A 23419-nucleotide genomic window follows, 5' to 3' on the forward strand; every position below is an offset into this window, starting at 1 on the left:
GCAGCTGCGCGGCCGGCGCGGCCCGCTCCAGATCCCGCTCGGCATCCTCGACGACCCCGCCAAGCAGTGGCAGGGCCAGTGGATCCTGGACCTCACCGTCGCGGGCGGCCACGCGGCCGTCATCGGCGGCCCCCAGTCCGGCAAGACGACGCTGCTGCGTTCCCTCGCACTGTCGCTGGCGCTCACCCACACCCCGCAGGAAGTCGGCATCTACGGCCTCGACCTGGTGGGCGGTGGACTTCAGGCCCTGTCCGGTCTGCCGCACGTCGGTGGCGTCGCGGGCCGCGCCGACCGCGAACGGGCGGCCCGTACGGTGGACGAGGTGCGCACGATGCTGGAGCAGCGCGAGGAGCTGTTCCGCGCGCACGGCATCGACTCCGTGGAGCAGCTGCGCGATCTGCGCGCGGCCGGCCGGCTGCCCGAACTCGCCTCCACCGAGATCGTGCTGCTCATCGACGGCTTCGGCGCCCTGCGCGACGATTTCGAGAACCTCGACGACGCGGTGACCGATCTCCTGAAGCGCGGCGGCGGCTACGGCATCCACATCGTGGCCGGCATGCTCCGCTGGAACGACGTCCGCATCGCCACCCAGACCACCTTCGGCACCCGGGTGGAGCTGCGCCTCAACGACCCCACCGAGTCCAGCATCGACCGCAAGCTCGCCGAGACGCTCTCGCCGGACGAGCCCGGCCGCGTCCTCACCGACGCCAAGCTGTTCGCGCAGGTCGCGCTGCCCCGTACGGATTCGCTTTCCGACACCGGTGAGCTCGGCGCCGTCCTGGAGCGCACCGCCCGCACCGTACGCGCCACGTGGACGGGTGAAGTCGCCCAGCCGGTGCGGGTGTTGCCCCACGTACTCGAGAAGGAACTGCTCCCGGGCCCGTCCGCCGAACCGAAGCGCGTCCCGATCGCACTCGACCAGTCCGCGCTCAAGCCGGTCCTGCTCGACCTCTTCCATCACGACCAGCACCTGATCGTGATGGGCGACAGCGAGTGCGGCAAGACCAATCTCCTGCGCGTGATCGCCGAAGGCCTGATGGAGCGCTACACCGAGGACGAACTGGTCTTCGCCGTGTACGACCCGCGGCGCGGGCTGCGCGGTGCGATCCCCGAGGAGTACCGCGGCGGTTACGCCTACAACGCCAAGCTCGCCGCAGGCCTCTCGAACGGCATCGCCACCGAGCTGGAGAAGCGGCTGCCCGACGAGACCCAGGACACCGAGGACCTGGAGCCCGGCAGCTGGGGCTCGGGCCCGCGGATCGTCGTCCTCGTCGACGACTACGACGTACTGACCACCGCGGGCCAGCAGCCGCTCTCACCGTTCCTGCCGTACATCCCCTCGGCCGCCGACATCGGCCTGCACTTCGTCCTGACCCGCCGCGTCGCGGGCGCCTCGCGCGGTCTGTACGAGCCGATGGTGCAGGGCCTGCGCGAGTCGGGCTCGTCCGCGCTCGTCATGACCGGAGACCGCAGCGAGGGGCAGCTCTTCCCCGGGGTGTACGCGTCCCAACAGCCCTCCGGGCGTGGGGTGTTCGTGCGCAGGGGTGAGGCGTCGAGGCTGATCCAGACGGTCCACGCAGGCAGCGACAGGTAGAGAGACGAGTCATGACCAAGGACGCCATCGCCCTCACCGAGCAGATGCCCGACCCGCTGAGCGTCCTCGCGGCTCTGCTCGCCGGCGGCCCCGACCAGCTGGTGCAGGCCGCCGACGACGGCGCCGTGGTGCAGCTCTGCGACGAACAGGGCCGGCCGCTGGTCTCCGTGGAGGCGCCGCTGCTCGTCCAGGTGCCGGGCGAGGCGACCCGGCTGCTCGGGGTGCGCGAGCCCGCCGTGCCGTACTGGTGGACCGAGGCCCGCGCCACCACGGGCGTCGCCGAGGCCGAACAGCTCGCGGGCGCCTACGTCTCCCGTATCGCCTCCCTCGTCGGCGGCGCGGTCTGGCCGCCCGAGGCCGCGCGTTCGCTCGATGTCGTCAAGTCCCAGGGCGTACAGGCGACTTCGAGCGCGGGCGGCGCGGTGGACGTCCTCACCGACAAGGCCGCTGTCGTCATCCAGGACCGGCCCGTCGTCCCGATGACGGCCTGGCTGTCCACCGCGGTGAGCGCGGCCGCGGCCGCCGGGATCGGTCTGCAGATCGTCACCCCGCCCGGCGCCCGCCTCACCCCGGCCGTCCGCGCCGCGCTCGACGGCTGGCCCTCGCGCTGGGTCGTCCGCGACGAGACCTGCGGGTACTACGACGGGCTCTCCGGAGCGGTGCTCGCCTGGCAGGGCGGTCTGTTCCAGCCCGTGCCCGGCGAGGACGGCGCGACGCCCGTGCCCGAGGTCTTCAAGGACGTCACCGACACGGCGGAACGCCAGCTCACGCTCCAGTTCCGCACCGTCCACCCCGCCGACGACCGCCTCGTACTCGGCGGCGCGCTCGAAGCCGTCTGCCAGGCGCTGCGCGGCGGGCCGCCGGCCGGCTGGGGCACGGCCGAACCCGTCAACCTCCCCTGGTCGCTACGGCAGTTGACCGACCTCGCCCACGAGCGCGCTCCCGAGCCCACACTCCTTTACGCGGTCGGCGACGCGTTCTTCGCCACGATGCGGGTCAGCCGCACCAAGGCGGGCGTCGAGGAGGACATCACCGTCATCGCGGGATACGGGGCCGAAGAGCAGCCCCCGCTCGACCGGCTCCCCGCGATCGCCGAGACCCTGGCCACCCGCCACCACCTGCAGTCCCTGCTCGTCCAGATCCGCAAGGCCCGCCGCGATCTCGCCGTACCGCCGTACTTCGAGGCCCCCGCCGTACCCGCCGGGTTCGCGCTCGGCGCCGACGAGGTGCGCGCGATGCCGGGCGACCGGGCCCGCCGCACCCCCCTTGCCACGGCCCCGGTCGAGCTCGGCCCGGCGACCCGGCCCGCGCTGTACTACCCGCTGCCGGGCGACCCTTCGGACCTCGCGGCCTGGACGGACTTCGAGAAGCTGATGCGGCACCTCAAGGGCGCGTGAGCCCCGGACGGCATACGGGAAGGGCGCCCACGACGGATGGTGGGCGCCCTTCCCGTATATACGCGGCTGGTTGTATGTACGCGGCTACTTGGCCCCGGACTTGGTCCGCTCCCGCGCCAGCTCGGCCGCATCCCGCTTGAAGGCCCACTTCATGTCGGGCTCCATGGCGAAGCGGAACATGCGCTGCACCGGCGGCGTGCACAGCAGGGTGACGGCCACGGCCGCGACCACGGTCACGAAGATCTCGCCGAGCGGCTTGTGCAGCCAGGCCGGCTCGTACCAGCCCCAGAAGCTCGAACCCTTGGTGAGGAACCCGTGCAGCAGGTAGCCGTAGAGGGTTCCCGCGCCGAGCACGGTGAACCACATGTGGCGCCGCGGCACCCAGGCAAGGAAGCAGGCCACCAGAACCATCGAGCAGGCGAAGAGCGCGAAGGTCATCACGATGCCCGCCCACCACGGGGCGCCGAGTTCCTGGGCGCTGTCGCGGTGGTAGAACCACGACGACGTCATACGCGGAGCCGCCCAGTAGGCGAAGAGCAGGGCAAGGCCGAAGATCGGCACCGACAGGATGCGCACCTCACGGCGGCGCACCAGCTGGAAGTGCTCGGGCTTGAGCGACAGACCGATCACGAAGAACGGCAGGAACTGCAGGACGCGCTGCAGATCCAGGTCGTCACCGATGTCGGGCGAGATCGAGGCGAGCGCGCCGATGGCGAGTGCGACCGGGATCGGCCAGCGGATCGCCTTCCACAGCGGGGTGGTCAGCCGCCAGACGAAGAGCGCGACGAGGAACCAGGTCAGGTACCAGGGGTCGAGCAGGCTGATCGGATGCGACGGGTCGTCGTCCGCCCAGCGCTTGAAGAGGCTGTAGGCGACCTCGAAGACCACGAACGGTACGAGCACACCGGTCACGAGCCGGCGCAGCCGGTCGGGACGCATGTCGAAGCTGCGCGAGAAGTAGCCGGAGATCATGATGAAGGCCGGCATGTGGAAGCTGTAGACGACCATGTACAGCGCTTCGGCCGTCCGGCTCCCGTCCGTCAGGGGCTCCCAGGAGTGCCCCATGGCGACCAGGACGATCGCGAGGTACTTCGCGTTGTCGAAGAACGCGTCGCGTTGTTTGGCGGGCTTGTGTCCGGCGGTGGGGGCGGCGGGACGGTGGGGAGCGTCCTGGGGGGAGCGCGGGCTCGGCACACCGGATGCCGATTCCTGGGCCGGCGGGAGCGGTGCCCGGTGCTGTGACCGCACTGCGCCTTCGGGGGTAGTGGCAGCGTGGAACATCTGAGGCACCCTAGCGGCGGCGGATGGTTTTCGTAAAACCCTTCCAGTGAATACGGACGTGATTAGCGCCATGCGCTACGAGTATCCCGCTTACCGGGAAGTCGACTTAGAGATCCGAGCACAGAATAGTGACTCAGCTCTCGTAGCCTTATGCGTAACTGAATCCGGGTAAGTCCGGTCATAGCGGCCGCAGGCGACTCTGGTGGAATGTCCGGTTCATTGGGATTTACCCGTCCAGGTCGTCATGTTCATCCGGGGTGAATGTGCGGGTCGCCCGCGCTTCATGCACTCAAGTGCTGTGCCCACGGCAACAATTCGAATTCTCTGCGAACAAGTCGCGTGCGTATGGCAACGATCAAGCCGAATTGAGTACGTCATGTGCCCCTGGAATTAGCGCACGTGTCCATGGCGTGCCCGTCCGGCACCCGCCCGCCGCACCGGGCCCCGGTGTGCGCCAGGGGTGTGCGGGGGAGCGGCGGGGGTGTGCGGGGGCGCGAAAGCCGTGGCCGACGATGCGTCACCCGCCGCATACGGAGGGCCTGTTGGTGGCACGATGGTTCTGGCGGGGGTGTGCGGGAGCGGGCCTCCGGGCGGTAGTGCGGACCGACCTAGGGTGTGATCAGTTGTGGTCTTCTCGCTTTCAGCGGTACTCGTGTTGGCGATCATCCTTGTGGTGCTGATCCGCGGGGGCTCGCTCAAAGCAGGCCCGGCCGTGGTCGCGGTCCTCTTCGGGTTCTTCCTCGCGTCCACGGGAATGGCGGACGACATCCAGCGCTTCCTCGACTCGATAGCGAGGACTTTGAACGACATCCAGTTCTAGGCGGGGTAACGGGCGGGATCCCGCGGGCGCTGGGGCGGAGCACCTTCCGGGCGGTGGCATGCGGGCGGGCGGCGAGGGGGCGGCGCACGGCGTATGGAGCTGCGTGATTCCGATCCGCGGGAGATCGGCGGCTATGCCGTCGAGGAGCGGCTCGGCTCCGGAGGCATGGGCGTCGTCTACCGGGCACGTTCGGCGTCCGGCCGGCCACTCGCCGTCAAGGTGGTGCACGCGCACTACGCCGACGACGAGGAGTTCCGCGTCCGCTTCCGGCGGGAACTCGCGGCGGCCCGGCGCGTCAGCGGTGCCTTCACGGCTCCGGTGGTCGACGCCGACCCGGACGCGGACCGACCGTGGATGGCCACGCTGTTCATCCCCGGTGAGAACCTCGGCACCCATGTCCGCCGCCATGGTCCGCTGCCGCTCGGCCGGCTGCGCGAACTCGCGACCGGTCTCGCCGAGGCGCTGCGCGAACTGCACCGCACCGATGTGGTCCACCGCGACCTCAAGCCCGCCAATGTGATGCTCGCCGAGGACGGCCCGCGCGTCATCGACTTCGGCATCTCGCGCGCGGCCGCCTTCCATGACGGCCAGCCCCTCACCGACACCGGCCGGGTCATGGGCACCCCGCCCTACATGTCGCCCGAGCAGCTCACCGACCCGCGCGAGGTGGGCCCGCCCGCCGATGTGTTCTCGCTCGGCTCGGTCCTGGTCTACGCAGCCACGGGGCGCGGCCCGTTCGACGGCGACAGCCCGTACGAGACGGCGATCCGGGTGGTCGAGGGCGCACCCCAACTGGACGGCGTACCGGACGAGTTACGCCCCGTCGTCGAACGATGCCTGCACAAATCCCCGAAGGACCGCCCCACCCCCGACGAACTTCTCGCCCTCCTGCACGGCGCTCCGCTGCCGCCCCGTACACCGTCCGCCGCCTCCGCGCCGCCTCCGGCCCGCCACCTGCGCCCGGCGGGCGTGATCGGCGTGATCGGCCTCGTCCTCGCCGTGGTGGCCTCCTTCTTCCTCGTACGGACGCTCCTGGACGACGACGCGAAGCCGCAGGCCGGGCAGACGGCCGACCTGCCGTCCGGGTACCGGGCCTGGCAGTCGCGGACAGGCGGCGGTACCGATGTGCCGGGGACGTTCGCGAGCTGTGCGGCGGACGGGAAGGACTGGCTGATCTGCGCGGGGAACGACGTCGCCGCGGTGCGTTTCGCGCTCTCGGACGGCGAGGTCGGATGGCAGCGCTCCGTGGATCCCACACCCGACGACATGAGCGGCGACGACGGTGCCGTGATCGGCATCGGCGGCGGCCACGTGCTCGTGCACACCAACGCCGACGAGGCCGATGCCGACGGCGAGACGAGCACCTCGCACTACCGCATCCTGTCCCTGGAGACCGCCACCGGAAAGGTCCGCTGGGAGCGGCCGGCCGGCCACGGAGAGATGCCGCCGACACCGGATCCGGTCTACGGCGGCGTGGCCCTGCTGCCCACGGGCGTGGTCACCTTCACGGGCGAGAACGGCAGCTCGTACGCCCTCCTCGACCGCGCATCCGGCAGGATCCGCTGGACCGCGCCCGTACCCGCCGGAGAGGGCTGCACGCTCCATGCGGCCGGCGACAGCGCCTACCTCATGTGTGCGACCGAAACCCCCGAGCGCACCCGCCTGGGCCGTCTCGATCCGGAGACGGGCCGGCCCGTGTGGATACCCCTGGGCACCGGATACTTCACCTGGCTCGGCGAACACCGCGGCCGCATCCTGCTCGCCGACCAGCCCCAGGACACCTACGCCCGCCTGCACACGATCGACCCGTCCAAGCTGCTCCCCGCGCCCGCTGCCCGCCCGGCACACGCCGCGGAGCCGGCAGCCTGGCCCGCCACCGCCGAGCCGCCGGCCCAGCCCGCCACCGCCGAGCCGCCGGCCCAGCCCGTCGCCGCCGAGCCACCGGCCCAGCCCGCCGCTGCCGAACCGGCCGTCCGCGCCGTGCCGATCGATCCGCCCCAGCCCGCCGACGCCCTGCCCCAACTGACCGGCCAGGGCCTCTACTTCTCCCTCCCCAACGGCACGATCAACGCCTTCGCACCGGACACCGGCCGCCGCCTCTGGCAGGGCGACACCCGCCTCGACCTGCCCGGCCCCGTGGAGACCTCCGCAACGCACGTCTACGCGGCCTCACCGGGCGGCCGCGTCTCGGCACTGAACCTCGCCGACGGCAGCTTCACCTGGTCCCGCAGCGCCCCCGCAGACGCGGGCGCCCCCACCGCGGCCACGGGCCCCCGCCCCGTACGCCTCGGCGACGCGCTCTACATCCCGTACGGCACCCGCGCGGTCTTCAGCATCGACGTCAACGATCCCCGGACCGGCCTCCGGACCGCACCGCCCCCGGGGGCGACCCCTGCGAAGTCGGCACCCCCGAAGACTCCCGATTGATCACCACCTGGCGCCGACGCCGGCGAGCGCCGGCAGGAAGCGGTCCGGCCTCCGGTTCTCCCCCTCGGCATCGTGCGGCGCCCGTACTCTGGCGGGCAGTTGAGTCCCGTGACGTTGTGAGCAGGGGGTGGGCCGGTGGAGCACCGCGGGGTACTCGGGGTCGTCGGGTGTGCCACGGACGGTGTCGAGCAGCTGCGTGCGGGCCTCGTACGGCCCGCCATGGCTCGCGGGTGGCAGGTGGCCGTGACACTCACGCCCACGGCCGCTCGCTGGCTGCGCGAGGGCGACGAGATCGAGCGCCTGGAGAGCCTGACAGGCCTGCCGGTACGCGACACCCCACGCCTGCCCTCGCGGCCTCGCCCGCACCCGGCGGCCGACTGCTGGATCGTCGCCCCGGCAAGCGCGAACTACGTGGCGAAACTCGCGGCCGGCATCGCCGACAACCAGGCGCTGACCCAGGTGAGCGAGGCGATCGGCACCCTGAACGTGCCGGTGATCGTCTTCCCGCGCATCAACGCGGCCCACGCCCGGCACCCGGCCTGGGACACCCACATCGAGACCCTCCGCAAGGGCCAGGTGGAACTCATCTACGGCCCGGAGAGCTGGCCCCTGCACGAGCCACGCGAGGAGCCCGCCGACCGTGACGTTCCCTGGGACCAGATCCTGGCCACCCTCGATCGCTGTGCCACACAGGCTTGAGCACGGCAGCCTGCGCTTGAGCGGGGCCCGCCCGCGTGCGAGAGGTCAGCGCCCGTACGCTGACCGGCAGTTGAGTTCGTGTTGTGGTGAGCGGGGGATGGGCCGGTGAAGCACCGCGGGGTACGCGTGGTCGCGGGGTACGCCGCAGACGCCCTCGAGCAGACACGTACGGGCCTCGTGGCCCCCGCACCGGCCGCCGGGGAGCCCGTCCCCGCACCGGCCGCCGGGGAGCCCGTCCCCGCACCGGCCGCCGGGGAGCCCGCAGCGTGACCGGCGCCACGGAGGCCCTCGGCGGGCCGGCCGCGGTCGACGGTGCGGCACGCGATGTCACGCGGCCGTTCTATCTGTACGCCGTGCTCGCCAACGCCCTGTTCCAGCGCGGCGTATTCGTCCTCTTCCTCTACCAGCGAGGCTTCTCCGCCGGGCAGGTGGCCCTGCTGCAGACACTCCTCTTCCTGGTCAGCGGCCTTGCGGAGATCCCGACCGGAGTGATCGCCGACCGCATCGGCAGACGTGCCGGCATCGTGATCGGTCAACTGCTGATCGCCGGATGTCTGCTCGGCCAGGGGATGTTCTCCCACTACTGGGTGTTCCTGGCGCTGTTCGTCGGGCAGGGCGTGGGCATGGCATGTGTGTCCGGTTCGGACACCGCCCTGCTGTACGACCTGCTCGTGCGCCGTGGTGCGACGGCCGACTACGTCAAGATCAAGTCCCGGTTCGCCATGCTCGGCACGGTCACCTCGGGAGCCGCCATCGTCGTCGGCGGTCAACTGCAGCAGATTTCCTGGGGAGTCGTCTACGCCGGTTCGGCGGCGTGCCTCGTCCTGGCCGTGGTGGTGCTGAGGTCGCGCGTGCCCGAGATCCGCGGCGCGGACGCGGTGGACGAGCGGGACGGAGCCGAGGGGCACGGCGACGCCACGGCATGGCGGGCGATGCTACGGGTCGCCACACCGGCTCTCGTGACGCTCGTCGTGGTGTCCGGACTGATGCACGCGACGTTGACGCCGTACATCATCTTCGCGCAGAAGACCCTCTCCGATCAGGGAGCGAGCACCGCATGGGTCAGCGTGGTCATAGCGGCGGGATTCTTCGCCGGCGGGCTCACTCCGCTGCTTTCGGACCGCGCGGACCGGCTCATCGGGTACCGGGTCATCGTCCCCGTATCCCTCCTGACGCTGGCGGCGGCACTCGGCCTGAGCGGACTCGGCCTCGTCTGGGTCACGGTCGCGGCGTTCCTGGCCCTGGTCGGGATTCCCGAGATCACCGCCGTGCTCGTGGACAACCTGTTCAACGAGGCCGTGCCGTCGCGCCACCGCGCGAGCCTGCTGTCGATGATCGCGTTCGTGGAGTCGGCCCTCATCGGCATCGGCTACCTCGTCCTCGGCGCACTCATGGACGGCCTGGGCTCCAGCGCGGGCATGGCCACCTACGCCGCGGTCCCCTTGCTCGCATGCCTCCTGTGGCTCCCGGTGCTCTTCCGGGGAGCACGGGTGACCACGGTCACGGACACCTGATCCCACCCGGAGAACGACGAAGGGGAACGACGAAGGCCCAAGCAGAAGAGACATCCTCTGACCTGGGCCTTCGTCATACAGAGCGGGCGACGGGAATCGAACCCGCGTAGCTAGTTTGGAAGACTAGGGCTCTACCATTGAGCTACGCCCGCAACGTTCGCACCACAGGAACCACCAGCTGGTGGCGGCCGCGGCGCACATGCATCGTAGCGGGTCCGCGCAGCGCGGCGCACACCCCATATGAGCTCCCCACGCGCACGCGGCGACCTGCGGCGGGTCCCGCCCTGTAAATGCGGCGGACCGGGGACCGGCGGGCATGTACCCTACGTGTCGCACCGACGGGGTGTGGCGCAGCTTGGTAGCGCGTCCGCTTTGGGAGCGGAAGGCCGTGGGTTCAAATCCCGCCACCCCGACCATCTGGGACGACCAGTACGGACTGGCACATCGACCAGAGTCAAGCCCGGGTCAAGATCGCCTTTTGGGGCGCGTACCCGCTGCGGTTACTATGCAAGCTGCGCGCCCGTGTGCCATCCCGTGAAACCCACCACGAAGCGGTCCCGGCTAACGCGCATCCGCTGCAGCTGTCTGGCTCAGCAGAAACCAAAGCAGTCAGCCACAAGGAGACCGAACCGTGAAGAGCGCCGTGGAGACCCTGAACCCGACCCGGGTTCGGCTCACTGTCGAGGTGCCCTTCGAGGAGCTCAAGGACAGCCTCGACGCGGCGTACAAGAAGATCAACCAGCAGGTCACGGTGAAGGGCTTCCGTAAGGGCAAGATCCCTGCCCGCGTGATCGACCAGCGCTTCGGTCGTGGTGCTGTGCTGGAGGAGGCCGTCAACGACGCGCTTCCGAAGTTCTACACGCAGGCCGTCAACGAGGCCGAGCTCAACGTCCTGGGCCAGCCCGAGGTGGACATCACCGAGCTGAAGGACAACGAGACCCTCAACTTCACCGCCGAGGTGGACGTCCGCCCCGAGATCGAGATTCCGGACTACTCCGGCATCGAGGTCGAGGTCGACGCCATCGAGGTCACCGACGAGGACGTCGACAAGTCCGTCGAGCAGCTCCGTGAGCGCTTCGCCTCGACCTCCCCGGTCGAGCGCGCCGCCGCCGAGGGCGACGTCGTGACGATCGACCTCGAGGCCAAGGTGGACGGCGAGGTCCTCGAGGACGGCGTCGCCAGCGACGTCTCGTACACCATCGGCTCCGGCGAGCTCCTCGAGGGCATCGACGAGGCCGTGACCGGTCTCGAGGCCGGTGGCGAGGCCACCTTCACCTCGCAGCTCAAGGGCGGCTCGGCCGAGGGCAAGGACGCCGAGGTCACCGTCAAGGTCTCGCAGGTCGCCGCGCGCGAACTGCCGGAGCTCGACGACGACTTCGCGCAGCTCGCCTCCGAGTTCGACACCCTGGAGGAGCTGAAGGCGGACAGCCGCAAGCGCCTCGCGAACATGAAGGAGTACGACCAGGCCACGCAGGCCCAGGAGCGCGTCCTGGAGAAGCTGCTCGAGCTGGTCGAGGTCCCCGTTCCCGAGAAGCTGCTCGAGGACGAGGTCAACACCCGTAAGCACAACCTCGAGCACCACCAGCTCGGCCAGATGGGCCTGAACCTGGAGCAGTACCTCCAGATCCAGGGCAAGACGGTCGAGGAGTTCGACGCCGAGACCAGCGAGCAGGCGGTCAAGGGCATCAAGACGCAGTTCGTCCTGGACGAGCTCGTCAACAAGGAGAAGCTGAACGTCTCGCAGGAGGAGCTCACCGAGCACCTCATGCGCCGCGCCGCCTCCTCCGGCATGTCCCCCGACCAGTTCGCCCAGGCCGTCGTCGAGGGCGGCCAGGTCCCGATGCTGGTCGGCGAGGTCGCCCGCGGCAAGGCCCTCGCGGTCGTCGTCGAGGCCGCCACGGTCAAGGACACCAACGGTGAGGTCGTCGACCTGAGCGATGACGAGGACGAGGCTGCCGAGACCGCGGAGACGGTCGAGGCCACCGAGGCCGCCGCCGAGTCCACCGAGGACGAGGCCGAGGCCAAGGCCTGAGCCTGACGGTTCCTGTACGGGCCCCCGGACGCGTGCTGCGTCCGGGGGCCCGTCGCATTCCCTCCGGCTGGTACCTGCGCTCACAGCGAACAGTTCCCTTACCGGGATTCCCCGCGACGGCCCGCGCGTTAGGGTCCATGAATACGAGGGCAGGGGAGTCCCCGAAGCCGCCAAGATCGGCGGCGCGACGCGGGCCCCCAGGCCCGAGCAGAAGACGTGAGACGGCCCGGTGCCGTCGTAAGACGAGCAGGTGGATACGTGACGAATCTGATGCCTTCAGCCGCCGGCGACCCTTCCATCGGTGGTGGCCTCGGCGACCAGGTCTACAACCGACTGCTCGGCGAGCGGATCATCTTCCTCGGCCAGGCGGTCGACGACGACATCGCCAACAAGATCACCGCACAGCTGCTGCTCCTTGCCTCCGACCCGGACAAGGACATCTACCTGTACATCAACAGCCCCGGCGGCTCGATCACCGCGGGCATGGCGATCTACGACACCATGCAGTACATCAAGAACGACGTGGTGACGATCGCCATGGGTATGGCCGCCTCGATGGGCCAGTTCCTGCTGAGCGCGGGCACCCCCGGCAAGCGCTTCGCGCTGCCGAACGCCGAGATCCTGATCCACCAGCCCTCCGCGGGCCTCGCGGGTTCCGCGTCGGACATCAAGATCCACGCCGAGCGGCTGCTGCTCACCAAGAAGAAGATGGCCGAGCTGACGGCCTTCCACACCGGTCAGACCGTGGAGCAGGTCACCCGCGACTCGGACCGCGACCGCTGGTTCGACCCGCAGGAGGCCAAGGAGTACGGCCTCATCGACGACATCATGCCCACGGCCGCCAACATGCCGGGCGGCGGCGGCACCGGGGCCTAAGAGGCTCTGAGCCTCAGCCCCGCGCAGCCGACCCTCAGCTCACTTCAGGAGAACCCAGTGAACGACTTCCCCGGCAGCGGCCTCAACGAGCGTGCCCAGGCCGAATACCAGGGCCCGCGCGCAGAGTCGCGCTATGTGATCCCGCGCTTCGTCGAGCGCACCTCGCAGGGTGTGCGTGAGTACGACCCGTACGCGAAGCTCTTCGAGGAGCGCGTGATCTTCCTCGGCGTGCAGATCGACGACGCCTCCGCCAACGACGTCATGGCGCAGCTCCTGTGCCTGGAGTCGATGGACCCGGACCGCGACATCTCGATCTACATCAACAGCCCCGGCGGCTCCTTCACGGCGCTCACGGCCATCTACGACACGATGCAGTTCGTGAAGCCGGACATCCAGACGGTCTGCATGGGCCAGGCCGCCTCGGCCGCCGCGGTGCTCCTCGCCGCCGGTACGCCGGGCAAGCGCATGGCGCTGCCGAACGCCCGTGTGCTGATCCACCAGCCGTACTCGGAGACGGGCCGCGGTCAGGTCTCCGACCTGGAGATCGCCGCCAACGAGATCCTGCGGATGCGTGCCCAGCTCGAGGAGATGCTGGCCAAGCACTCCTCGACGCCGATCGAGAAGATCCGTGACGACATCGAGCGCGACAAGATCCTCACGGCCGAGGACGCGCTCGCGTACGGTCTCGTCGACCAGATCGTCTCGACCCGCAAGCTGAACAACGCGGCGATCGCCTGAGGTCGTCCGACCACACGGCAGCGTTACTTGCGCCCCCTTGGCGCCCGTGCACGCCGCACGTCGCGGCTGATCCGCCGCGACGTGCGGCGTGCACGCTCAGAGCGAACCGCGCCAAGGGGGGCCCGAACGGGGGGCCCGGCAAGGTACCGTCGGATATGAGGCACCAGGAGCCGCTCGCAGGAGCGACTCCCAGGCGAAGGGGAAGCACCTCGTGGCACGCATCGGTGACGGCGGCGATCTGCTCAAGTGTTCTTTCTGCGGAAAGAGTCAGAAGCAGGTCAAGAAGCTCATCGCAGGGCCCGGTGTGTACATCTGCGACGAGTGCATCGACCTCTGCAATGAGATCATCGAGGAGGAGCTCGCCGAGACGAGCGAGGTGCGCTGGGAAGAACTTCCCAAGCCCCGCGAGATCTACGAGTTCCTCGAGGGTTACGTCGTCGGCCAGGAGTCGGCGAAGAAGGCCCTCTCCGTGGCGGTATACAACCACTACAAGCGCGTCCAGGCCGGCGAGTCCAGCGCCCAAGGACGCGACGACGCCATCGAGTTGGCGAAGTCCAACATCCTGCTGCTCGGCCCGACCGGCTCCGGCAAGACCCTGCTCGCGCAGACGCTCGCCCGGATGCTGAACGTACCGTTCGCGATCGCGGACGCCACGGCGCTGACCGAGGCCGGCTATGTCGGCGAGGACGTCGAGAACATCCTTCTGAAGCTGATCCAGGCCGCCGACTACGACGTCAAGAAGGCCGAGACCGGGATCATCTACATCGACGAGATCGACAAGGTGGCTCGTAAGAGCGAGAACCCGTCGATCACGCGCGATGTCTCCGGAGAAGGCGTCCAGCAAGCCCTGTTGAAGATCCTCGAGGGGACCACGGCCTCCGTACCGCCGCAGGGCGGACGCAAGCATCCCCACCAGGAGTTCATCCAGATCGACACCACGAACGTGCTGTTCATCGTGGGCGGCGCGTTCGCCGGTCTGGAGAAGATCATCGAGGGGCGTGCGGGTGCCAAGGGCATCGGCTTCGGCGCCACCATCCGCTCCAAGCGCGAGCTGGAGGAGATGGACCAGTTCGAGGACGTCATGCCCGAGGACCTGGTGAAGTTCGGCATGATCCCCGAGTTCATCGGCCGCCTCCCTGTCATCACGTCGGTGCACAACCTCGACCGCGAAGCGCTCCTGCAGATCCTCGTCGAGCCGCGCAACGCGCTGGTCAAGCAGTACCAGCGGCTGTTCGAACTCGACGGTGTGGAGCTGGACTTCGAGCGCGAGGCCCTCGAGGCCATCGCCGATCAGGCCATCCTGCGCCAGACCGGCGCCCGCGGGCTGCGCGCCATCATGGAAGAGGTCCTGCAGTCGGTGATGTACGAGGTGCCGTCCCGCAAGGACGTCGCCCGCGTCGTCATCACCCCGGACGTCGTCCGCTCCAACGTCAACCCGACGCTGGTCCCGCGCATCGTGGGCAAGCCGGACGGACGGCACGAGAAGAGCGCGTGATCTCGTACGCTTAGGGATTCCTCGTACGCATGAGGATTTCTCGTACGTACAAGAAGGGCGCCCGGCCAGTGAGTTGGCCGGGCGCCCTTCTGTGTGCCGTGTCAGCGGGTCATCCCGCGACGCGGACTTCCTTGCGCAGGTCGCCCGTCAGGTTCGCCGAGTAGTCCAGCGGGGTGCCCTTGCCGTCCTTGGCCGGGATGCCCACACCGATGGTGCTGTGGTCGGCCCAGATGCAGATGTACTGGCGGTCCACCTGGTTCGTGGCCGGGTTCTTCGCCTCCGCCTGCTGGCACTTCATCAGCGCGCCGTCGGCGCCCGTGGGCGAGACCGACTCCGGCGAGCCGAGCATCGTCAGACCCTGCGACTTGTCGTTCTTCAGATCCGTGAAGACATCGTCGAGCGCCTGCTTGGGGTCGGCCACCTTGCCGTACATGCCCACGAACGTGATCGCCTTCGAGCCGACCACCTTGGACTTGTCCTGCAGCTCCTCCGCCGAGCGGTTGGAGTAGATGACCGTGACGGACATCGGGTTCTCCATCTTGGAGCTCTCGGCGACCAGCTTCGGCATGCCGACGGTCGGCGCGGCCGGCTTCGCCTTGGGCGCGCCGGGGATGAGCTCCATCTGCTGGTAGTCGCCAAGGACCTGGTCCTTCGCGTCGATCACATGCGGACCGTCGTCCTTCAGCTTGCCCTCGCCCGCGACGCTCCCGCCGCCGCCCGAACCACCCGAGCCGCCCTTGTCGTCGTCACCGCCCGCGAACGCGAAGTAACCGCCGACACCGAGCGCCGCCACAAGCACCGCGGAGCCGATGATGATGGCCGCCTTCTTGCCGCCACCGCCGCCGGCCGGGGGCTGCGGAGCGCCGTACGGCTGCTGGCCGTACTGGTCCTGGCCGTAAGGCTGCTGACCGTATCCGGGCTGGCCCGGCTGCTGGCCGTACGCGGGCTGGCCCGGCGGCGTCTGCGGGTAGCCGTAACCGGGCTGCTGCTGCGGCTGACCGTAAGGCTGCTGCGGCTGCTGGCCGTACGGGCCCGGCTGCTGCGGCTGACCGGGCTGCTGGCCGTAAGGACCCTGCGGTTCCTGACCGCCGTACGGACCGGGCTGGTTGTAACTCATGATCTGAATTCCTCCATGCTTAAAACGGCTTGGTATTCCAGCACCCTGACCGAAGCGGGGTCTTGGCAAACCGTGCTGACGGAGGCCCCGTTGGTGGTGCGTGACGAGCTACGCGTCAGAGCTTGACGCGTACCTCCTTGCGCAGTTTCGCCGTGAAATCGGCGGCGTCCTCGGGCGTCGTGCCCTTGCCGACCAGCGCACCGGCGACATTGATGTGCGTCACCATCGCGACCGTGCTGTAGTCGGCCCAGATGCAGATCGGGAGCGAGAACTCCTTCGGGCCGCCCTTCGCGGTGCCGTCGCCGTCCGGGTTCTTGAACTTGGCTTCCTGGCACTTCATCGCGGCGCCGTCCCGGTTGAACGACTTGGGACTGCCGACCAGCTCGCCCTTCTCGGGCTCCTTCGCGGCCTCGGCCTTCATCTGCGCGAAGGCCTTGTCGACGACCGACTCCGGGTCCTCGATCTCGCCGTAGACACCGGCGAAGGCGAGGTTCTCCTGCGTGAGGTCCTTGCCGGCCTGGTACTCGGCGTCGACGTCCTTGGGGTTCTTGACCCCCCACTTCTCCGCGTCCTTGGTGTCGTCACCGCTGAACGTGCCGCCGCCCCCGTCCTGCTTGGCGAACTTGCCGTCGAGCACCGACTCCGGCGCCGTCAGCTTGTGCGGCCCGTCGTCGGCGACATCCGCACCGGAGCCGCCCATGAACCACCAGACGCCGCCGCCTATCGCCGCGAGCGCGACCACCGCGCCGACGATGATCCCGATCTTCTTGCCGTTCCCGCCCACCGGCGGAGGCGGCGGGACCTGGCCGTAGGGCGCCTGTCCGTACGGAGGCTGCGGCTGCTGGCCGTAGGGCCCGGGCTGCTGCGGCTGGCCGTAGCCACCGTTCTGCGCGGGCACACCGTATCCGGGCTGCTGCGGCTGCTGCGGATACCCGTAGCCCGGCTGCTGTGGCGGCTGCTGCGGGTAGCCGCCCTGCTGCCCGTACGGGCCGGGCTGCTGCGGCTGGCCGCCGTACGGGCCCGGCTGCTGGTAACTCATGCGGTGGGTTCCCCCTCCAGATGCTTATGCGTTCCGAACATCCTGGCGGAAGCGGTCGCCGAGCGGGGCGGCGGGGGTCACACCGTTACCGAGAATTCCGGTTTCGGGACGGGGCTGTGACACCTCTAAACTGTCCGCGTGACCGAGAACACTCAGCAGCAGCACGCCAGCATCCCCGAGCCCGAACTGCCGAAGACGTACGCGCCGGCCGAGGTAGAGGGGGAGCTGTACGAGCGCTGGGTAGAGCGCGGTTACTTCACTGCCGACGCCAAGAGCGAGAAGCCCCCGTACACGATCGTCATCCCGCCGCCGAACGTCACGGGCTCGCTGCACCTGGGCCACGCCTTCGAGCACACGCTGATCGACGCCCTCACCCGCCGCAAGCGGATGCAGGGCTACGAGACGCTGTGGCAGCCGGGCATGGACCACGCGGGCATCGCGACGCAGAACGTCGTCGAGCGCGAGCTGGCCAAGGAGGGCAAGTCCCGGCACGACCTGGGCCGTGAGGCCTTCGTCGAGCGGGTCTGGCAGTGGAAGGACGAGTCCGGCGGGCAGATCGCCGGCCAGATGCGACGCCTGGGCAACGGTGTCGCCTGGGACCGCGACCGCTTCACCATGGACGAGGGGCTCTCGCGCGCCGTCCAGACCGTCTTCAAGAAGATGTTCGACGAGGGTCTGATCTACCGGGCCGAGCGGATCATCAACTGGTGCCCGCGGTGCCTCACGGCCATCTCGGACATCGAGGTCGACTACCAGGACGACGACGGCGAGCTCGTCTCCATGAAGTACGGCGAGGGCGACGAGACCATCGTCGTCGCGACCACGCGCGCCGAGACGATGCTCGGTGACACCGCCGTGGCCGTCCACCCGGACGACGAGCGGTACGCGCACCTCGTCGGCAAGCAGATCAAGCTGCCGCTGACCGGTCGCTCCATCCCGGTCGTCGCGGACACCCATGTCGACCCGGAGTTCGGCACCGGCGCGGTCAAGGTGACGCCCGCCCACGACCCGAACGACTTCGCGATCGGGCAGCGTCACGACCTCGAGTCCATCGAGGTCCTGGATGAGCGCGGCATCATCACCGCGCACGGTCCCTTCGAGGGCCTCGACCGCTTCGAGGCGCGTTCCGCGATCGTCGCGGCGCTGCGTGCCGAGGGCCGGATCGTCGCCGAGAAGCGGCCGTACGTCCACTCGGTCGGGCACTGCTCACGCTGCAAGACCACGCTGGAGCCGCGCCTCTCGCTGCAGTGGTGGGTCAAGGTCGAGCCGCTCGCCAAGGCCGCCGGTGACGCGGTCCGCGACGGCCGCGTGAACATTCACCCCGCCGATCTGACGCAGCGCTACTTCGACTGGATCGACAACCTCAACGACTGGTGTATTTCACGGCAGTTGTGGTGGGGGCACCGCATCCCGGTCTGGCACGGTCCGAACGGCGAGACGGTCTGCGTCGGTCCTGACGAGCAGCCGCCGAGCGGTGAGGGCTGGACGCAGGACACCGACGTCCTCGACACCTGGTTCTCGTCCGGCCTGTGGCCCTTCTCCACGCTGGGCTGGCCGGAGAAGACGCCTGACCTGGCGAAGTTCTATCCGAACTCCGTCCTGGTCACCGGCTACGACCTGATCTTCTTCTGGGTCGCCCGGATGATGATGTTCGGTCTGTACGCGATGGACGGCGAGGTCCCGTTCCGCACGATCGCGTTCCACGGCATGGTCCGTGACGAGCTCGGCAAGAAGATGTCGAAGTCGTTCGGGAACGCGGTCAATCCGCTGGACTGGATGGACAAGTACGGCTCGGACGCGCTGCGGTTCACGCTCGCGCGCGGCGCCAACCCGGGCACCGACGTCCCGATCGGCGAGGACTGGGTCCAGGCCTCGCGCAACTTCGCCAACAAGATCTGGAACGCGACCCGCTTCGCGCTCATGAACGGCGCCACGGTCGAGGGTGAACTCCCGCCCGCCGAGCGTCTGTCGGCGACCAACCGCTGGATCCTGTCGCGGCTGAACGAGGTCGTGGCCGAGGTCGACGGGCTCTACGAGGACTACCAGTTCGCCAAGCTCAGCGACGCGCTCTACCACTTCGCGTGGGACGAGGTCTTCGACTGGTACGTCGAGCTCACCAAGACCACGTTCATGGCGGGTGGCCAGGAGGCCGAGGACACCAAGCGCGTCCTCGGTGAAGTCCTCGACGTCACGCTGAAGTTGCTGCACCCGGTCGTCCCGTTCGTGACGGAGACGCTGTGGACCACCCTGACCGGTGGCGAGTCCCTTGTCATCGCCGACTGGCCGGTCGATTCCGGCTTCCGGGACGCGGCCGCGGAGAAGGAGATCGAGACGGTTCAGTCCCTGATCACCGAGGTCCGCCGCTTCCGTACGGACCAGGGTCTGCAGCCCGGCCAGAAGGTCCCCGCCCGCGTGGACCTGACCGGCACCGGCCTCGATGCCCACGAGCCGGCCATCCGCCAGCTGCTTCGGCTCCAGCCGGAGGGCGAGGGCTTCTCCGCCACCGCCACGCTGCCGGTCGCGGGCGCCACGGTCGCGCTCGACCTCTCGGGCACGATCGACGTGGAGGCCGAGCGCAAGCGTCTGACCAAGGACCTCGCGGCGGCCGAGAAGGAGGTCGCGGCGGCGAACGGCAAGCTCGGCAACGAGGCGTTCCTGGCCAAGGCCCCCGACCAGGTGGTCGACAAGATCCGTGGCCGGCTCGCCAAGGCCGAGGCCGATATCGCCCGTATCCAGGGGCAGTTGGAGAAGCTGCCGGCCGCCTAGCCGGTCGTACGTCCACGAAGGCCCCGGAACCGGTGACGGTTCCGGGGCCTTCGACGTCCCAGGCGGCGCTCAGTGCCGTATCGCGGTGTGGACCAGCGTCCTGACCGCCAGGCCGGCCGCGACGAGCGTCGTCAGGGCGACGATCGTGCCGAGGGCGGCGAGGAAGGGGGTGCTGCTCGCGGCGATCGCCGCGCCGGGGATGCCGATCGCGGCGGCGTTCATGGGCCGTGCGTACATGGGTGAACTCCTTTGACCTGCAAGGGGATGGGGCGGTCAGGTGGCGTACCAGTGCTCCTGGCGCCGCAGCGCGAGGTCGATCAGCGACTTGACGTACACCGCCTGCCGGAACATGTCGTAGAGCAGCTCGGGCACCAGGAGCGCGGCGAGGAGTACGGCCCGTGGACCCGCTCCGCGGACGGTCACCGCGCGCTCCACGACGAAGACGAGGGTGATCGCGGTCCAGAACGGGGCCGCGCCCTGCCAGCCGTTGACCGACAGGTTCAGGACCGCGAACAGGACGAAGCAGGCCAGGGCGAGGGTGCCGAGGCCGAGCAGGAACTGCTGGCGGAAGTAGTACGCGGTGACGGGGGTGCGCCCGTAGTCGCGCAGGTTCTCCAGGGCGCCGCGCTGCCACCGCATCCGCTGGTGCCACAACGAGCGGGCGGACGTCAGGACTTCGGTGACCAGACGGCAGCCGTCGGGGGAGACCGTGCGGTGGCCGAGGGTCTTCACGGCCTTGGTGATCTCGTCGTCCTCGGTGAGCGAGGCGAGGCTGTAGCAGCCGGTGCCGCCGCCGAGCAGACCCGCGCGCCGGGCCGCGCGCACCTCGCGCAGGACCGAGGCGCGGAACAGGGTGCCGGTGCCGGTGAGGACCACGGCCTCGTTCTTCTTGCGGTGGATCTCGTGCGCGTAGCGCTGGTACTCCATGCGCTGCAGCAGTCCGAGGAGCCCGCCGCCCTGCTCGCCGTAGAAGACTCCGCCGACGGCGCCCACTTCGGGGTCGTCGAGGGCGACGGCTGCGGTGCGTACGAAGTCGGGGGCGAGCACCGTGTCGGCGTCCTGGACGAGGACCAGGGCGTCGTCGTCGAGCTCGGTGAGCAGCGGTTCGAGGGCCTGGTTGAGGGCGCCGGCCTTCTTGTCGCGGTTGGCGACCGGCAGGAACACCTCGGCGCCGCACCGTTCGGCGATCTCGGCGGTGGCGTCCGTGCAGTTGTCGGCGAGGACCACGACACGGTCGGGCCGGCGGGTCTGGCGGTACAGGCCGGCGAGCGTGGCGACGATGCGGTCCTGCTCGTCGTGCGCCGGGACAAGGGCCACCAACTGCATTTCCACGCCTCCACTCGTACTTTCGGCCGATACGGGTGGATCGTGACAGGTCTCGGTGGCAGGGGGCGTGCCGGATGGTTGCGGGTCGGTTGCAGGGTCTGCGAACAGGGCGGTTTCCAGGGCCTGTTGAGGGACGGCGGCTGGTCCTGGAGAGCCCGGTGACCAGGGCCTAGGAAGTGCCCGGCGGCCGGTACCGGTAACCGATCGAGCGCACCGAGCCGATGGGGGCGGTCTGCCCGGTGGCCCGGCTGATCTTGCCGCGCAGCCGGTGCACCGCGTACTTGACCCGCCCCGGCTCGGCGTCCGGCTCGTGCCAGACGAGGTCGAGCAGCTGCTCGCGCGTGAGCACCTGGCCGGGGTTGCGGGCGAAAGCGGTCAGGAGGTCGAGTTCGAGTACGGACAGGTCGAGGAAGTTCCCGTCGGCGACGGCCTCACGTGCGGCGAGGTCGACGGTGAGCCAGCCGTCCTCGATCAGCTGGGTCCTGCGGGGCGCGGGGCGGCCGCGCCGCAGCCGCGCCCGCAGCAGCGGGCCGACCACGCGCTCGGGAGTGGACGGCGTGAGGTAGTCGTCGGCCCCGGCCTCGAGCGCCCGGACCGCGTCGTCGGCGTCGTACGTCGTGTCCACGACCAGGAGCGGCAGTTCGCTCATGTCCCGTACGCGGTCGATGACCCGCCACGGGCTCAGGCCCTCCAGGCGGAGGCTGAGCACCATGGCGTCGGGGCGGTGGCGGAACAGGGCGCGCAACGCCTTCCGGCCGTCGTGCACGACCAGGAGGTCGACCGGGTTGGCCTTGGCGAGACGCAGGAACAGCTCGCGCAGCTCGGTGCCCGTGTCCTCGGGGACGGCGATGAGCACCAGGGGCGGGCGCGCCCCGCCCGCCGCGTGCCGGTGGGTCACGCGGTCCGCAGGCCGAGCCGTTCGAGCTCCGCCTCCGCCAGGAGGTCGAGGGTGTCCGGGTCGCCGCCGCGCCAGCCCTCCGCGAGGCTGCCCGCGCTCGCGTCGGGGAGGTCGGCCGTGCGGGCGAGGTAGGCGACTTCGTCGAGGGGGCGGAGCAGGGCGCGCAGGGCGAGGAGTTCGCGGCCGTCGTCCGACGCGGCCAGCTCCTGGGCCGCGACCGCCTGGCGCGACCAGCGCAGGCGCCGGGGGAGCCAGAGCGCGAGGACCAGGCCGACGGGCAGCAGGAACAGGGCGAGGGAACCGGTCAGGGCGAGGGCGTCGACCGCGGTGCCCCCGTTGTCACCGGCGTCCGCGAGCTTGTCGCCCGCGCCCGCGACGTTGCGGAGCGCCTCGTCGAGTTTGCCGCCCACGAACGGCACCTTCGACGCGGTGCTGCCCGCGGTGGTCAGGCCGGAGCTGAAGCGCTGGCCGGCGGTCTCGACATCCTGGGCGGGTCCGGACAGGAGCTGGACGAGCCGGTAGGCGATGAAGGCGAGGGCGGCCCAAAGGAGGGCCCACAGGAGGACGGCGCCGTCGCCGATCATCTGGCGCGTACGACGGCCGGGGTTCTGGGCGTACCACATGGGCTGATTGCACCTCCACAGCCGGTGCGATCGTCTGAACCGCGCCGGTGATCAGAACAGCCGGTCGCCGAAACGGGTCAGCACCAGCACCAGGACGGTGCCGTACAGGACGACGGGCCCCGCCCACGAGTTCGCCGTGAGGGACCGGGCCAAACCGGCGGGCGTGGGCAGGACGCCGGTGCGCAGGCAGTGCGTGGTCACGTACCAGAAGAGGGGCAGGACGACGGCCCAGACGAGCATGCACCAGGGGCAGAGCGCGCCGATCACGTAGAGGCACTGGGTGATCAGCCAGACGACGAAGACGAAGGCGGCGGTGACTCCCGCCTGGATGCCGAGCCATATCCAGCGGGGGAGTGCGGCGCCGGACAGCAGCGCGAGGCCGAGGCCGAGCAGGACGGCGAAGGCGGGGAGGCCGAGCAGCATGTTGGGGAAGCCGAGCAGGTTGCCCTGCCAGGTGTCCATCACGTCCGTGCAGCTGAGCACCGAGTTCAGGGAGCAGGCCGGGACGAAGGCGGGGTTCGCCAGGGTCTCGATCCGGTCGTACGTGAGCATCGCGGACGCGAGCGTGCCGAGGGCTCCGGCCGCGACGATGAGCACGCTCAGGGCGCGGGCTGCCGGGACGGGGGCGGTGGGGCGGCTCATGAGTCCAGCGTCCCTGGGCCGCGGGGTCCGGCTGTAGATGCGGTGGTCCCGACGAGTCCCTGGTCCGGGCCGTACTTTCGGCCGAGGCGGTGCGCGCTTTCGGCCGAGGCGGTGCGCGCCGCTTGACGGATCCGC

Annotated in this window: 20 protein-coding genes and 2 tRNA genes; 13 read left to right on the forward strand and 9 right to left on the reverse strand. The window is 69.8% G+C overall.

Annotated features, from left to right (window positions below; translation table 11 throughout):
* Both eccCb and ABT367_RS22220 read left to right on the forward strand, forming a co-directional pair.
* The coding region (gene eccCb / locus ABT367_RS22215; protein ID WP_352254812.1) for a type VII secretion protein EccCb at positions 1-1594 on the forward strand (1594 nt) is incomplete at its 5' end.
* Between the two features lie 11 nt (positions 1595-1605).
* Positions 1606-2991: a DUF6177 family protein gene (locus ABT367_RS22220; protein WP_352254813.1), complete on the forward strand. Its 1386-nt coding sequence runs from the start codon at positions 1606-1608 to the stop codon at positions 2989-2991.
* 84 nt (positions 2992-3075) lie between these two features.
* Here ABT367_RS22220 and ABT367_RS22225 read toward each other — a convergent pair whose 3' ends face one another.
* Positions 3076-4185, reverse strand: coding sequence for an acyltransferase family protein (locus ABT367_RS22225; RefSeq protein WP_352254814.1), 1110 nt, complete (start codon positions 4183-4185; stop codon positions 3076-3078).
* Positions 4186-4897: 712 nt separating this feature from the next.
* Between ABT367_RS22225 and ABT367_RS22230 the strand changes: the two genes are divergently transcribed.
* The 5 genes from ABT367_RS22230 to ABT367_RS22250 all read left to right on the forward strand — a co-directional run bounded on the left by ABT367_RS22230 (position 4898) and on the right by ABT367_RS22250 (position 9732).
* Positions 4898-5092, forward strand: coding sequence for a hypothetical protein (locus ABT367_RS22230; protein ID WP_093613165.1), 195 nt, complete (start codon positions 4898-4900; stop codon positions 5090-5092).
* Between the two features lie 93 nt (positions 5093-5185).
* Positions 5186-7519, forward strand: coding sequence for a protein kinase domain-containing protein (locus ABT367_RS22235; protein WP_352254815.1), 2334 nt, complete (start codon positions 5186-5188; stop codon positions 7517-7519).
* A 135-nt stretch (positions 7520-7654) separates the two neighbouring features.
* Positions 7655-8218 (forward strand): flavoprotein, encoded by a 564-nt coding sequence (locus ABT367_RS22240; protein ID WP_352254816.1) that lies wholly within the window; start codon positions 7655-7657, stop codon positions 8216-8218.
* 105 nt (positions 8219-8323) lie between these two features.
* Entirely contained in the window at positions 8324-8488 is a 165-nt protein-coding gene (locus ABT367_RS22245) for a hypothetical protein (protein ID WP_352254817.1), read from the forward strand.
* Positions 8485-9732, forward strand: a complete 1248-nt coding sequence (locus ABT367_RS22250) for an MFS transporter (protein WP_352254818.1) — start codon at positions 8485-8487, stop codon at positions 9730-9732. Before ABT367_RS22245 ends, ABT367_RS22250 begins: the two co-directional genes overlap by 4 nt.
* Before the next feature lie 81 nt (positions 9733-9813).
* Here ABT367_RS22250 and ABT367_RS22255 read toward each other — a convergent pair.
* Positions 9814-9884 (reverse strand) — tRNA-Gly (locus ABT367_RS22255).
* A 187-nt stretch (positions 9885-10071) separates the two neighbouring features.
* Here ABT367_RS22255 and ABT367_RS22260 point away from each other — a divergent pair.
* From ABT367_RS22260 to clpX, 5 genes are all read left to right on the forward strand, one after another.
* A tRNA-Pro gene (locus ABT367_RS22260) sits at positions 10072-10148 on the forward strand.
* 215 nt (positions 10149-10363) lie between these two features.
* Positions 10364-11764, forward strand: a complete 1401-nt coding sequence (gene tig, locus ABT367_RS22265; protein WP_352254819.1) for a trigger factor — start codon at positions 10364-10366, stop codon at positions 11762-11764.
* A gap of 270 nt (positions 11765-12034) precedes the next feature.
* Positions 12035-12640, forward strand: a complete 606-nt coding sequence (locus ABT367_RS22270) for an ATP-dependent Clp protease proteolytic subunit (protein ID WP_199551953.1) — start codon at positions 12035-12037, stop codon at positions 12638-12640.
* 57 nt (positions 12641-12697) lie between these two features.
* Complete coding sequence (locus tag ABT367_RS22275) at positions 12698-13378, forward strand: ATP-dependent Clp protease proteolytic subunit (RefSeq protein ID WP_352254820.1); 681 nt, start codon at positions 12698-12700, stop codon at positions 13376-13378.
* A gap of 211 nt (positions 13379-13589) precedes the next feature.
* A complete protein-coding gene (gene clpX, locus ABT367_RS22280) occupies positions 13590-14873 on the forward strand; it encodes an ATP-dependent Clp protease ATP-binding subunit ClpX (RefSeq protein WP_199551928.1) in 1284 nt (427 codons plus the stop codon).
* 109 nt (positions 14874-14982) lie between these two features.
* Here clpX and ABT367_RS22285 read toward each other — a convergent pair whose 3' ends face one another.
* Both ABT367_RS22285 and ABT367_RS22290 read right to left on the reverse strand, forming a co-directional pair.
* Entirely contained in the window at positions 14983-15990 is a 1008-nt protein-coding gene (locus tag ABT367_RS22285) for a hypothetical protein (protein ID WP_352254821.1), read from the reverse strand.
* A 115-nt stretch (positions 15991-16105) separates the two neighbouring features.
* Complete coding sequence (locus ABT367_RS22290; RefSeq protein ID WP_352254822.1) at positions 16106-17029, reverse strand: hypothetical protein; 924 nt, start codon at positions 17027-17029, stop codon at positions 16106-16108.
* A 138-nt stretch (positions 17030-17167) separates the two neighbouring features.
* Between ABT367_RS22290 and ABT367_RS22295 the strand changes: the two genes are divergently transcribed.
* Entirely contained in the window at positions 17168-19795 is a 2628-nt protein-coding gene (locus ABT367_RS22295) for a valine--tRNA ligase (protein ID WP_352254823.1), read from the forward strand.
* 69 nt (positions 19796-19864) lie between these two features.
* On the opposite strand, the gene ABT367_RS22300 is transcribed toward ABT367_RS22295, so the two are convergent.
* The 5 genes from ABT367_RS22300 to ABT367_RS22320 all read right to left on the reverse strand — a co-directional run bounded on the left by ABT367_RS22300 (position 19865) and on the right by ABT367_RS22320 (position 23284).
* Entirely contained in the window at positions 19865-20032 is a 168-nt protein-coding gene (locus ABT367_RS22300; RefSeq protein WP_352254824.1) for a hypothetical protein, read from the reverse strand.
* 36 nt (positions 20033-20068) lie between these two features.
* Positions 20069-21121, reverse strand: a complete 1053-nt coding sequence (locus tag ABT367_RS22305; RefSeq protein ID WP_352254843.1) for a glycosyltransferase family 2 protein — start codon at positions 21119-21121, stop codon at positions 20069-20071.
* A gap of 169 nt (positions 21122-21290) precedes the next feature.
* Entirely contained in the window at positions 21291-22019 is a 729-nt protein-coding gene (locus tag ABT367_RS22310; protein ID WP_352254825.1) for a response regulator transcription factor, read from the reverse strand.
* On the reverse strand, positions 22016-22642 hold the full coding sequence (locus ABT367_RS22315) for a hypothetical protein (protein WP_352254826.1): 627 nt from the start codon (positions 22640-22642) through the stop codon (positions 22016-22018). The genes ABT367_RS22310 and ABT367_RS22315 overlap by 4 nt, the downstream gene beginning before the upstream one ends.
* Positions 22643-22693: 51 nt before the next feature.
* Positions 22694-23284, reverse strand: a complete 591-nt coding sequence (locus tag ABT367_RS22320) for a vitamin K epoxide reductase family protein (protein ID WP_352254827.1) — start codon at positions 23282-23284, stop codon at positions 22694-22696.
* Positions 23285-23419 lie beyond the last annotated feature (135 nt).

Source organism: Streptomyces mesophilus, assembly GCF_040300965.1.
Taxonomy (GTDB): domain Bacteria; phylum Actinomycetota; class Actinomycetes; order Streptomycetales; family Streptomycetaceae; genus Streptomyces; species Streptomyces mesophilus_A.

Bases quoted from the DNA above. Each gene is read 5' to 3' on its own strand.
- ABT367_RS22220 (WP_352254813.1), top strand. From the start codon at position 1,606: ATGACCAAGGACGCCATCGCCCTCACCGAGCAGATGCCCGACCCGCTG.
- ABT367_RS22235 (WP_352254815.1), top strand. From the start codon at position 5,186: ATGGAGCTGCGTGATTCCGATCCGCGGGAGATCGGCGGCTATGCCGTC.
- ABT367_RS22270 (WP_199551953.1), top strand. From the start codon at position 12,035: ATGCCTTCAGCCGCCGGCGACCCTTCCATCGGTGGTGGCCTCGGCGAC.
- ABT367_RS22285 (WP_352254821.1), bottom strand. From the start codon at position 15,990: ATGAGTTACAACCAGCCCGGTCCGTACGGCGGTCAGGAACCGCAGGGT.
- ABT367_RS22290 (WP_352254822.1), bottom strand. From the start codon at position 17,029: ATGAGTTACCAGCAGCCGGGCCCGTACGGCGGCCAGCCGCAGCAGCCC.
- ABT367_RS22300 (WP_352254824.1), bottom strand. From the start codon at position 20,032: ATGTACGCACGGCCCATGAACGCCGCCGCGATCGGCATCCCCGGCGCG.
- ABT367_RS22305 (WP_352254843.1), bottom strand. From the start codon at position 21,121: ATGCAGTTGGTGGCCCTTGTCCCGGCGCACGACGAGCAGGACCGCATC.
- ABT367_RS22315 (WP_352254826.1), bottom strand. From the start codon at position 22,642: ATGTGGTACGCCCAGAACCCCGGCCGTCGTACGCGCCAGATGATCGGC.
- ABT367_RS22320 (WP_352254827.1), bottom strand. From the start codon at position 23,284: ATGAGCCGCCCCACCGCCCCCGTCCCGGCAGCCCGCGCCCTGAGCGTG.